The organism is Crenobacter caeni (assembly GCF_010435965.1).
In the GTDB taxonomy this organism is placed as follows: Bacteria; Pseudomonadota; Gammaproteobacteria; order Burkholderiales; family Chromobacteriaceae; genus Craterilacuibacter; species Craterilacuibacter caeni.
On record NZ_JAAGAA010000010.1, the window covers coordinates 92,697 to 105,043 of the forward strand.

9 protein-coding genes are annotated in these 12,347 nt (G+C 65.6%); all 9 read right to left on the reverse strand.

Annotated features, from left to right (window positions below):
* Positions 1 to 123: 123 nt before the first annotated feature.
* The 9 genes from msbA to polA all read right to left on the reverse strand — a co-directional run bounded on the left by msbA (position 124) and on the right by polA (position 12,342).
* Positions 124 to 1,878 (reverse strand): lipid A export permease/ATP-binding protein MsbA, encoded by a 1,755-nt coding sequence (gene msbA, locus GZH52_RS11825; protein ID WP_163316667.1) that lies wholly within the window; start codon positions 1,876 to 1,878, stop codon positions 124 to 126.
* 85 nt (positions 1,879 to 1,963) lie between these two features.
* Positions 1,964 to 3,097 (reverse strand): glycosyltransferase family 4 protein, encoded by a 1,134-nt coding sequence (locus GZH52_RS11830; protein WP_163316668.1) that lies wholly within the window; start codon positions 3,095 to 3,097, stop codon positions 1,964 to 1,966.
* A complete protein-coding gene (gene rfaQ / locus GZH52_RS11835) occupies positions 3,094 to 4,179 on the reverse strand; it encodes a putative lipopolysaccharide heptosyltransferase III (protein ID WP_163316669.1) in 1,086 nt (361 codons plus the stop codon). The genes GZH52_RS11830 and rfaQ overlap by 4 nt, the downstream gene beginning before the upstream one ends.
* A 16-nt stretch (positions 4,180 to 4,195) precedes the next feature.
* Positions 4,196 to 5,935 (reverse strand): phosphoenolpyruvate--protein phosphotransferase, encoded by a 1,740-nt coding sequence (gene ptsP / locus GZH52_RS11840; protein WP_163316670.1) that lies wholly within the window; start codon positions 5,933 to 5,935, stop codon positions 4,196 to 4,198.
* A 20-nt stretch (positions 5,936 to 5,955) separates the two neighbouring features.
* The gene (locus GZH52_RS11845) at positions 5,956 to 6,225 is read right to left on the reverse strand and encodes an HPr family phosphocarrier protein (protein ID WP_163316671.1); all 270 of its coding nucleotides are present in this window, start codon (positions 6,223 to 6,225) and stop codon (positions 5,956 to 5,958) included.
* The gene (locus tag GZH52_RS11850; protein ID WP_163316672.1) at positions 6,222 to 6,626 is read right to left on the reverse strand and encodes a PTS sugar transporter subunit IIA; all 405 of its coding nucleotides are present in this window, start codon (positions 6,624 to 6,626) and stop codon (positions 6,222 to 6,224) included. The genes GZH52_RS11845 and GZH52_RS11850 overlap by 4 nt, the downstream gene beginning before the upstream one ends.
* 51 nt (positions 6,627 to 6,677) lie before the next feature.
* A complete protein-coding gene (cysG, locus tag GZH52_RS11855; RefSeq protein ID WP_163316673.1) occupies positions 6,678 to 8,072 on the reverse strand; it encodes a siroheme synthase CysG in 1,395 nt (464 codons plus the stop codon).
* Positions 8,073 to 8,180: 108 nt separating this feature from the next.
* Entirely contained in the window at positions 8,181 to 9,491 is a 1,311-nt protein-coding gene (locus tag GZH52_RS11860) for an anaerobic C4-dicarboxylate transporter family protein (RefSeq protein ID WP_163316674.1), read from the reverse strand.
* 91 nt (positions 9,492 to 9,582) lie between these two features.
* Positions 9,583 to 12,342, reverse strand: a complete 2,760-nt coding sequence (polA, locus tag GZH52_RS11865) for a DNA polymerase I (protein ID WP_163316675.1) — start codon at positions 12,340 to 12,342, stop codon at positions 9,583 to 9,585.
* Between the last annotated feature and the right edge of the window lie 5 nt (positions 12,343 to 12,347).

Consider the following 12,347-nt stretch of genomic DNA (forward strand, 5'->3'; position numbering starts at 1 on the left):
GAACGTTACCTCGCCAAAATTCTTGTCAAGCCAATACAAGAAAAAAAATAAAGAACATGCCAACCACAGAAAACAGAACAAAAGCCAAGACTTACGCACAGCACACCTTTTATAAAACGATTATCAATCGACAGAGGGCAGCGTCGAATGCTTCTGCAAATGGGCATAAATCCCACCTCGAGCCATAAGATCCAGATGTGCCCCTGACTCAACCATCCTGCCTCGCTCCATCACGACAATCCGGTCCGCCCGCTCGATGGTAGACAAGCGATGCGCAATCACTACCGTCGTACGCCCACGCATCAGGTTTTCCAAGGCGGACTGAACCAACCTCTCGGACTGGGTATCGAGCGCGCTGGTCGCCTCGTCGAGGATCAGGATCGGTGCATTTTTCAGGATGGCGCGGGCGATCGCCAAGCGTTGACGCTGGCCACCGGAAAGACGCGAGCCATCCTCGCCGATCACGGTTGCAAAACCGTCCGGCAGTGCCTCGATAAATTCGAGCGCGTTGGCGGCGCGCGCAGCCTCGACCAATTGCTGCTGGCTCACATCGGTACGGCCATACGCAATATTCGCGGCGATGGTATCGTCGAACAGCGCGACGTTCTGGCTAACCAATGCGATCTGGCTACGCAGGCTGGCCAGCGTGTACTCCCGTAGCGGGCGACCATCGAGCAGGATCTCGCCTGCGGTCGGCTCGTGGAAACGCGCCAGCAAACTAGCCAGTGTCGTCTTGCCACTGCCACTTGCCCCAACCAAGGCGAGCGTCTCTCCCGCGCGGATCTCCAATGAAATCCCATCCAGCGCAGGATGCTCCGCACCCGGGTAGAAGAAGGAAACGTCGCGTAAAGTCAGTTCACCGCGCGTTTCTTGCAACACATGGCTGCCAGTGTCCCTCTCTGGCGTCTGGTCAAGGAACTCGAACACGCTTTCGGCTGCTGCCAGACCTCGCTGCATGTTCTGCGAGATGCCGGTGATCCGCTTGAGCGGCGCGAACAGCATCAACATCGCGGTCAGGAACGACATGAAGTCGCCGGCCGAGAAGTTGGCGGTCTGCGCCAGCACACCGGCGAAATAGAGGATCACCGCGAGCGCTACCGCGATCAGCAACTGGGTGATTCCGGTACTCGCGGCGTTGGTCGCCCTGCGTTTGATCTGGTTACGGCGCATCGCTTCGGCCGACTTGCCGAAGCGATGCATTTCCTGCGCTTCACCTTGATAAACGCGCACGTCACTCTGGCAGGCGATCACCTCGGACACGATCTGCGTCATCTGCGCCTGGTCCTGCCGGTTCTTGCGCGACAGCTTGCGCAGTTTGCTGCTGACGTAGCGCACGCACACGGCAACCACCGGCATTACGGCAAAGCAGATCAGTGCCAGGCGCCAGTCGGTGTAGAGCAGCAGGCCAAGCAGGCCGACGATAGTCAGGCCGTCCTTGACAGTGACGGTGATCACGTTGAAGCCTGCGTCGCTGACCTGGGTGGTTTCGCTGACGATACGCGATAGGGTATTGCCGGACGGATGAGCGTCGAAATAGGCCATCGGCAGCGTCTGCATGCGCTCGAACATTTCTGTACGCAAGCGCTCGACCAGTTGCCCCGTCAACCACGCGGAGGCGTACTCGTTGACATAGGTCGCAACACCCCGCACCACAAACAATCCGACAATTGCCAACGGCGTCCAGATGATGGCCTCGCGGCTTTTTTCGACAAACCCGCCGTCGATCAAAGGCTTCATCAGGCTGGCAAAGGCCGGCTCGGTCGCCGCCGCAACGACCATCGCCAGCGTCGACACGGTGAAGATCTTCCAATGCGGCAGCAGGTAGCGCATCACCCTGCGGTACAGGGCGAGGCTCTCCTTGAACGACGAGGCAGACATGCCTGAATTCCCTGAAAAAACACAGGATTATAAACAGGGAACGGACTGAGCGACACCCTGTCCGCCCCGGACCCGTCACGCGCTGCTAGGCTGCGGCCAGCAAACGGCGATAACAGGCGAGCAGCGTCTCGGCCATCGCGTCCAGTGTCAGCGGCTCGGCAGCCTCCCTTGCCGCAGCCGACAGCGCGGACCACTGCCCACGCAGCGCCAACCACGACGACACCGCCTGCTGCAGTGCAGGCTGGTCGAGTGCGTCGACCACCCAGCCATTCTCCCCTTCTCGCACGAATTCCGCTGCACCGCATTGACGGGTGGTCAGCAAGGGCAGCCCGCAGGCCAGCGCCTCGACACAGACATTGGGGAAAGGGTCGTACAAGGTCGGCAGGATGAAAGCGTCAGCCATCCCGTAGAACGGCTTCACATCATGCTGGGGGCCGGTAAAGCGTACCCTGGCCTCAATACCCAGCCTGCTGGCCAGCGTCTGGTAACGGTTCAGGTGTTTGTCGCCGCCGACCACCACCAGATGCACCCGCTCTTGGCCAACAACCGCGCGCAGGGCACGCTCGACACCCTTGCGCTCGAAACCGGAGCCCACGTACAGCAGCACTGGCGCATCAGCAGGAACCTGCCAGCGCTCGCGCATCGGCTCGCGGTGTAGCACCCGCAGACGGGGGTGGAACGCCTCGGTATCGACGCCGTTGTAGATCACCGCAACCTTGTCATCGGAGAGGCCGAAGTCTTGCTGGATTTCGTGCATTACCATCCGCGAGTTACAGATCACCAGACGCAAGGCCGGGTCGAGGAACATCCGCCGCTCGGCATTGCGCACATAGTGGTGATAGGGGTTGATCGCCAGACGTAGCCGTCCCGCCCAGCCCATGGTCCTGCGCCGCAAATCGAGCCAGCGTGCGTGCACGCCGTCACCAGCACGGAAAATCTGGCAACCGGGGATGCGTTCGTGCGACTGCACCAGCTCAAATCCTTCCCGCTGCCACAACGTCCGCGCCGCCCGGGCAAAGCCGGCATCCCGCCACAAGCTTCCCAGATACCAGGGGTCAGCCTTCAGCGCATGCACACCCGTTATCTGTTCCCAATGCCTCGCAATCAGACTGACCTCGAGCGACCCCTCGCGGGCCAGCGCGTCGAGCGCGCGGCTGACAAAACGCTCGGCACCACCGGCCGGATTGTACTTCTGCCTGACGATCGCCAATCGGGTCATGCCGTCTCTTCCATCAATTCATGGACCGCGCCGAGCACCTGTTCGACCGGAATCTGCTCGATGCAATCGCTGCGCTCCCCTCCTCCACAACCTCTGCGATCGCAAGGACGGCAAGGCATGTCGAGCATCACGAGCTTATGCGGGGACATCCAAGGCCCCCACACCTTATCGAGCGTAGGCCCAAACAGAGCTACCGAAGGCGTCTGCATGGCAGCCGCCATATGCATCGGAACAGAGTCGACACCTACAAACAGCCTGGCCTCACCGATCAGCGCTGCAAGCTCCTTGAGGCTCAGTTTTCCGACCAGATCCAGCACCGGTCTATTTACCTTCGACAATATCTCGGTTGCCATGTTTTTTTCTTCTGTCGATGGTGCACCAGTGAGTATGACCGCCCCACAAGACTCGGGCAGTCGGTTAATCAGGTCAGCCATCCGCTCTGCAGGCCAACATTTGAAAAACCAGCGCGACCCCGGATGAACCACCGTGAAATCACGGCCAGACAGCCCATATTCGGAAAGCATGGCACGAATGCGGTCCTGGGCAGACGTCCCGGGTTCAAGAACCAAACGCTGCTCATCAGTTCCCGGGTAAATGCCTAGGCGTCGCAAGGCATCGAGATGGGCGGCAGCGGTATGGCGGGTATTGCCCGGAACCCGAGCGTGCAAATGCGTGAAACTCTTGCGAAAAAAACGGCCATGCCAAGGCAGTTGGGGTGCAACAGACCAGCGAGCCCCCAACCAGCGGGTCACCAGTGCGGCTCGGTTGTGATCATTCAGCGCGACCACCAGGTCATACCCGCGCGCCTTCAATTGCTTCAGCAAGGACCACTCGGCGCGCAGTTGCCCGAGCGCACCAAGCTTCTTCCAGTTGCGATCGATGGTGAACACTTCGCTCACTGCTGGGTGCAGCGTGACCATCTCCCGCGTGTCGTGGTACACCAGCGCGTCGATCTCGACATGTGGTGCGTGGTTTTTCAGTACGGTCAGCACTGGCGACGCCAGCAGCACGTCGCCGTGGTGGCGCAACTTGATCACCAGCGCGCGTCGCACCTGGCCAAGATCGATGGCGTCTTTGAGCATAAGCAAAAAAGCCGGATCAGGCGTCCGGCTCGGCGTTCAGTTGTTGTAGCAGATCGGCAATTCTATCAGGGTCCTCGCTCCTGAGCATGCGCGCGACGGTCGGCGCGATATGGTCAAGGTGGGTGTCGCGCACCACCTGCTTGACCGCCAGCACGCACGCCGGGTGCATCGAGAAGCGGCGCAGCCCCATGCCGAGCAGCAGCCGGGTGAGGCGCGCGTCGCCGGCCATCTCGCCGCATACCGACACCGGGATGCCGGCGCGGGTCGCGGTCTTGATGGTGTGCGCGATCAGCTTGAGCACCGCTGGGTGGATCGGGTCGTACAGGTGGCTGACCGCGTCGTCGTTGCGGTCGATCGCCAGCGTGTACTGGATCAGGTCGTTGGTGCCGATCGACAAGAAATCCACATGCTTGAGGAAGCTGCCGACCACCAGCGCGGCCGACGGGATCTCGATCATCGCGCCGACCTCGATGTCCTCGGCGAACGGGAAGCCGACCTCGCGCAGTTCGGCCTTGGCGTACTCAAGCTGGGCGAGCGCCTGCTTGAGTTCGGGCAGCGCGTTGACCATCGGGAACAGGATGCGGATCTTGCCGTGCGCGGACGCGCGTAGCAGCGCGCGCAGCTGCTCGCGGAACATCAGCGGCTCGGCCAGGCACAGGCGGATGCCGGTCAGCCCGAGCGCGGGGTTTTCGGCGCTGCTGCGCCCCAGCCACTTGGGGTTCTTGTCGACGCCCAGGTCCATGGTGCGCACGGTCACCGGCGCGCCCTTTAGCGCCTCGGCGACTTGGCGGTACGCGGCGTACTGCTCTTCCTCGCTGGGCAGCGTGTCGCGGCCGAGGAACAGGAACTCGCTGCGGAACAGGCCGACGCCGACCGCGCCGCTGCCCGGTACGTCCTCGACGTCGGACGGCAGCTCGATATTGGCGAGCAGCTCGATATCGGTGCCGTCCTGCGTGTTGGGCAGCGCCTTGCGCACGCGCGAGAGCTTGCGCTTCTTCTCGCGCCAGGCGCGCGCGCGGCGCCGGTACTCGGCCAGCACCGAGGGCTCCGGCGCGACGATCACCACCCCCTGCACGCCGTCGACGATCACCGTCTCGTCCTCGCGGATCAGCTCGCGCGCGTGGTGCAGCGCGATCACCGACGGCAGGTCGAGGCCGCGGCCGAGGATGGCGGTGTGGCTGGTCGCGCCGCCGACGTCGGTGATGAAGGCGGCGATGTTCGCCTCCTTGAAGTACACCATGTCGGCCGGCGACAGGTCGTGGGTGACCAGAATGGTGTCGTCGGACAGCAGATCGGGCGCGAGCAGCTCGCCGCCGTGGCCACGCAGGTTCTTGAAGATGCGCTCGGTCACCTGCAGCACGTCGTGCTTGCGCTCCTTCAGGTAGTCGTCGTCCATCGCGTCGAACTGCTCGACCAGGCGGTCGCACTGGCTCTTCAGCGCCCACTCGGCGTTACAGCGCTGCGTCTCGATGATCTCGCGCGGCTCGTGCGACAGCGTGACGTCGCCCAGCAGCATGATGTGCAGCGACAGGAAGGCGCCCAGTTCGGCCGGCGCGTTCTGCGGGATGCTGCCGCGCAGCATCTCGAGTTCGCGGCGGGTGGCGCGGATCGCCTCGTCAAAGCGCAGCTGCTCGGGCGCGACCTCGCCCTCGTCCAGCTGAACGTGCGGCACGTCGGCCATGCTCTGCGCGAGCAGGTGCGCGCGGCCGATCGCGATGCCGCCGCCGACGGCGACCCCGTGCAGGATGATGCTCATGCCCGTCCCCTTCGCGACGCTTATTCCGCCTCGTCGAAGCGGTTGTTGATCAGCGTGACGATGGCGTCCATCGCCGCCGTCTCGTCCTCGCCGTTGACCTCCAGCTCGACGGTCGCGCCCTTGCCGGCGGCCAGCATCATCACCCCCATGATGCTCTTGCCGTTGACCCGGCGGCCATTGCGCGCGATCCACACCTCGCTCTTGAAGCGGCTCGCCGTCTGCGTGAACTTGCTCGACGCGCGTGCGTGCAGGCCGAGCTTGTTGATGATTTCCAGTTCTTGCTTGATCATGCTTTTCCTTGTCCCTGGTCGATCGCCTGCACCCCTTCGCCGCCGCCGCTGAGCGCCTTGGCCTTCACTTCGGCAAGCGTGAGGCACGCCGCGTAGCTCGCCGCGCGCACCAGCATCGGCAGGTTGACGCCGAACACCACTTCCACCTGCCCCGCCACCGCCAGGCGCGACGCGATATTGGCGGGCGTACCGCCGAGCATGTCGGAGAGCACCAGCACGCCGGCGCCCTCGTCCACGCGCGCAAGCAGGGTGCGCGCCGCCTCCAGCGCCGCGTCGGGGTCGACGTCGCGCTCGACGGGCAGCGCGACGATATTGGCCGGCGCCTGCCCCAGCACATGGCTTGCGCACTCGAGCAGGCTCTCGCCGAGCTTGTAATGGGTGATCAACAAGATGCCGACCATCGCTTTTCCTTCAAATACGGAGTTTGGCGGACACAGATGACGGCCATTGTATCAGCCCGCCTCCTCGTTGCGCCTGAACCAGGCGAGCGCCCCGGAGAGCTGGACCACCTCGCCGACAATGATCAACGCCGGCGACTTCACCGCGTGCGCCCGGGCAAGCTCCGCCAGCGTCTCCAGCGTGCCGGTGAACACCCGCTGCCGCTCGGTGGTCGCAGACTCGATCAGCGCGGCCGGCGTCGAGCCCGGCTTGCCATGCTGCATGAATCCTTCGGCAAGCTCCTTGATGCCCGACAAACCCATGTAGACGACTACCGTCTGCTGCGGGCGCACCAGCGCCGGCCAGTCGAGGCCGACACTGCCGTCCTTCAGGTGTCCGGTGACGAACACCACCGATTGCGCGTGGTCGCGGTGGGTCAGCGGGATGCCCGCGTACGCCGCCGCGCCCGACGCCGAGGTGATGCCGGGCACCACCTCGAACGGGATGCCCTCGGCCGCCAGCGTCGCGATCTCCTCGCCGCCACGGCCGAAGGTGAACGGATCGCCCCCCTTCAGGCGCAGCACGCGCCGCCCGTCCTTGGCCAGGCGCACCATCAGCGCGTTGATGTCGTCCTGCGGCAGCGTATGGTCGGCACGCGCCTTGCCGACGTACACGCGCTCGGCGTCGCGGCGCACCAGTTCGAGCAGTTCCGGTGCGATGAGCTTGTCGTACAGCACCACGTCGGCCTGCTGCATCAGGCGCAGCGCGCGAAAGGTCAGCAGGTCGGGGTTGCCCGGGCCGGCACCGACCAGATACACGCAACCGGCGTGCCAGCGCACGTCTTGGTCGATCAGCGCCTGCATCTGCCGGCCGGCGTCCGCGTCGGCGCCGGCCATCACCGACTCGGCGAGCGGCCCCTGCAAGGCGGCTTCCCAGAACGCGCGCCGCTCGTCGACATTGGCAAAGCGCACCTTGACCCGCTCGCGCCAGGCGCCGGCGAAGCGGGCCAGACGCCCGAAGCCGGCCGGGATCATGCTCTCCAGCCGTGCACGGACCAGGCGGGCGAGCACCGGCACCGCACCGCCGGTCGATACCGCGACCACCAGCGGCGAGCGGTCGATGATCGCCGGCGTGATATAGGTAGAGAGCGCCGGCGCGTCGACCACGTTGACCGGGATATTGGCCGCCTGCGCGGCGTCCGACACCGCGCGGTTGACCGCCGCGTCGCAGGTGGCGGCGACCACCAGCCGCTGAGTGCCAATCTGCGCGGGGTCGAACCGCGCCGGCAGGTGACGCAGGCGGCCGGCCCCGGCCAGTTCAGCCAGTTCGGGCGCAAGTTCAGGCGCGACCACGGTCAGCCGGGCGCCGGCGTCCAGCAACAGCCGCGCCTTGCGCAGCGCGACCTCGCCGCCGCCGACCAGCAGGCACGGCGCGCCTTCGAGTTTGACGAAGATCGGGAAATAATCCACGGACAGCCCTCCAGAAACCCGGACAGCATACCGCAAGCCGCGTGCGGACGGGCAGTGACAAAAAGCCCTGCACGCAGGCAGGGCTTTCGGGTGGCCAGACAACACGGCTTACAGCATGACGAGCAGCCAGCCGATGGCGACCGCACTCCAGGTGGCGACCAGCCCGGGAACCATGAAGCTGTGGTTGAGCAGCCAGCGGCCGATGCGCGTGGTGCCGGTGGTGTCAAAGTTGATCGCGGCGATCAGGGGCGGGTAGTTCGGGATGAAGAAGTAGCCGTTCACCGCCGGGAACATCGCGATCAGGCTGGCGCCGGGCAGGCCGAGGCCCATGCCCAGCGGCACCAGCGCGCGCACGGTCGCCGCCTGGCTGTTGAGCAGCACCGACATCATGAAGAGCGCCAGCGCGAACAGCCACGGCGCCTGCGTCACCAGGTGCTGCACCGACGCGGACAGGTAGTCCATGTGCGCGTGGAAGAAGGTGTCGCCCATCCACGCGATGCCGAAGATCGCGATCACCGCGGCGGCGCCTGCCTGGAACACCGAGCCCTGCGCGACGCGGCCGACCTCGACCCGGCACGCGAGCACGATCAGGCCTGCCGCGCTCAGCATGATCATCTCGATCGCCAGCGCCATCGACAGGCGGTCGCTGCCACCCTCGGTGGTTGGCCACGCCGGACGCAGTTCGGGGAAGGTGCCGACCAGCACCACCGCGAGCGCGGCGGCGAGGAAGATCCATACCGACAGCCGCGCACCGGCCGGCAACGCAGCCTGCTCGGCCGCGCCCGTCTCGGCGATCAGCCCGGCGTCCAGCCGGCGGCGGTATTCGGGGTCGTCGTTTAGCTCGCGTCCCATGCGGTTGACCACGGCGGCGCCGATCAGGCAGCCGCAGAAGGTCGCCGGCAGCGAGATCTTCAGGATGTCGATCAGCTCGAAGCCCTGGCCGGACAGCATGCCGAGCAAGGCGACGGTCGCCGCCGAAATGGGGCTGGCGACAATTGCCTGCTGCGAGGCGATCACCGCGATCGACAGCGGGCGCTCGGGGCGCACGCCGGACTCGCGCGCGACCTGCGCGATCACCGGCAGCACCGAGTACGCGACGTGGCCGGTGCCGGCGAACAAGGTAAACACGTAGGTGACCAGCGGGCCGAGGAAGGTGACGCGCGACGGGTTGCGGCGCAGGATGCGTTCGGCCATGCGCACCAGGTAGTCGAGGCCGCCGGCGGTCTGCATCGCCGCCGCCGCGGTGATCACCGCGAGGATCATCAGCATCACGTCGATCGGTGGCGCGGTCGGTTTGAGGCCGAACACGAAGGTGAGCACGGCAAGGCCGAGCCCACCCATCATGCCCAGGCCGACGCCGGAGAGGCGGGCGCCGACGATGATCGCCAGCGCGACCACCGCGAGTTGCATTGCAAACATGAAAAACCCCATCTGGAAATCGATGGGGCCGGATTATTGCAAAGTACGTACTATCTTCTCATGTGCCAGATCAAATCCGGCTTGATTCGGCTCAGTGCGCAGCCTCCCAACTCTCGCCCGCGCCGACCTCGGCCAGCAGCGGCACCTTGAGTGCGGCGACCCCGGCCATCAACTCGGGCAGCTTGTGGCGGATCAACTCAAGCTCGGCCTCGGGCACTTCGAGCACCAGTTCGTCGTGCACCTGCATCACCAGGCGGCTGCCGAGCTTCGCCTCGTCCAGATAACGCTGCACGGCGATCATCGCCAGCTTGATCAGGTCGGCCGCCGTACCCTGCATCGGCGCGTTGATCGCCGCGCGCTCGGCGCCGGCGCGGCGCATGCCGTTGGACGAGCGGATCTCCGGCAGGTAGAGCCGGCGGCCGAAGGCAGTCTCGACGTAGCCCTGCTCGCGCGCCTCCTCGCGGGTGCGCGCCATATAGTCGGCGACGCCGGGGAACTTGCGGAAGTAGCTGTCCTTGTACACCTTGGCGGCAGCATTGCTGATGTCGAGCTGGCTGGCGAGACCGTACTCGCCCATGCCATAGATCAGCCCGAAGTTGATCGCCTTGGCCGCGCGCCGCTGTTCGCTGCTGACCTCGTCGCGCGCCACGCCGAACACCTCGGCTGCCGTCGCGCGGTGGATGTCCTCGCCGGCGGCGAACGCCGCGCACAGGCCCTCGTCACCCGACAGGTGCGCCATGATCCGAAGTTCGATCTGCGAGTAGTCGGCGGAGACGATCACATGCCCCGGCGGCGCGACAAATGCCTCGCGCACTCGCCGCCCCTCGGCGGTGCGTACCGGGATGTTCTGCAGGTTGGGGTCGGAGCTGGACAGGCGGCCGGTCACCGCGACCGCCTGTGAATAACTGGTGTGCACGCGGCCGGTTTGTGGATTGATCAGTTGCGGCAGCTTGTCGGTATAGGTCGACTTGAGCTTGGCAAGCCCCCGGTACTCGAGGATCAGCTTGGGCAGCGGGTGGTCGAGCGCGAGCTGTTCGAGCACCGACTCGTCGGTCGAGTAGCCGCCGCTGGCGGTCTTCTTCACGCCCTTGGTCGGGATGCCGAGCTTGCCGAACAGGATCTCCTGCAGCTGCTTGGGCGAATTGATGTTGAAGCTCTGCCCGGCCAGCTCGTGGATGCGGGTCTCCAGCGCCAGCATCTGTAGCCCCAAGCCGTGGCTCTGCGCCTGCAGCCGCTCGCGGTCGATCAGCACGCCGTGCCGCTCCATGCGGAACAGCACCTCGGCCACCGGCAGCTCGATGTTGCGGTACACGTTCTCCAGCCGCCCCTCCAGCATCGGCGCAAGGGCGGATGCGAGGCGCAGCGTGATGTCGGCGTCTTCGGCCGCGTAGCGGGTCGCCGTGTCAAGGTCGACCTCGGCAAAGCCGATCTGCTTGGCGCCCTTGCCGCACACCTCCTCGTAGGAGATGGTCGTCTCGCCCAGATGGCGGCGCGCCAGGTCGTCCATATTGTGCCGCTCGTGGCTCTCGACGACGTAGCTTTGCAGCATGGTGTCGTCGACGACGCCGGCGAGCGCGATGCCGTGGTTGGCGAACACGTGGCGGTCGTACTTGAGGTTCTGCCCGAGCTTGGGGCGGGACGCGTCTTCCAGCCACGGTTTGAGCCTGGCGAGCACCGCGTCGCGGTCCAGCTGGTCTGGCACGCCCGCGTAGTGGTGCGCGAGCGGGATATACGCGGCCTCGCCTGCCACCACCGACACACTGATGCCGACGATGCGCGCGGCCATCGGCTCGAGGCTGTCGGTCTCGGTGTCGACCGAGCTCACTTTCGCCGCGGTGAGCCTCCCTAGCCATTCATCCAGTTGCGCGTCGGTGAGCACCGTCTGGTAGCGCCGCTCGGCGGGTGCCGCCGGCAGGGTAGCAGGCAGGCTGCCTGCCGGGTCGGCGAACAAGTCGTCCATGCTGCCCGCCGGCTGCGCGGCCGTCTCCGGCGCGGCGGCCTCCAGTTCGCGCAGGAAGGTGCGGAAGCCGAATTCGCGGTACAGCTCGGCGAGCCTCGCCGCGTCGCGCTGGCACGGGGCCAGGCCTGCGAGCGCGTGCGGCAGGTCCTGCGAGAGGTCGACGTCGCACTTGATGGTCACCAGCTCGCGCGCGGTCGGCAGCCAGGCAAGCGATGCGCGCAACTTGTCGCCGGTCTTGCCCTTCACCTCGTCGGCGCGTGCGATCACGCCGTCCAGGCTACCGAATTCGGCGAGCCACTTGACCGCGGTCTTCGGGCCGCAGCCGTCGACGCCGGGCACGTTGTCGACCTTGTCGCCGATCAGCGCGAGGTAGTCGACGATGTGCGCGGGCTCCACGCCGAACTTCTCCTGCACGCCCGCTTCGTCGAGCACTTCGTTGGTCATGGTGTTGACCAGCGTCACCTGCGGCGTGACCAGTTGCGCGATGTCCTTGTCGCCGGTGGAGACGACCACCTTGAGGCCCGCCGCCTCGCCCATGCGCGCGAGCGTACCGATCACGTCGTCGGCCTCGACGCCGTCGACCACCAGCCGCGGCCAGCCCAGCGCGTCGACCACCGCGTGCACGCCTTCGACCTGGCTGCGCAAGTCGTCGGGCATCGGCGGGCGGTGCGCCTTGTACTCGGGGTACAATGCATCGCGGAATGTCTTGCCTTTAGCATCGAAAATGCAGGCGCTATAATCGGAGGCAACCTCTTTTTCCAGCCGCCTGAGCATGTTGACCATGCCGTAGATCGCGCCGACCGGCCGGCCGTCCGGCGAGCGCAAGTCGGGCATCGCGTGGAACGCGCGATAAAGATAAGAAGAGCCGTCAATCAGTAGCAGTGTTTTCATAAGAG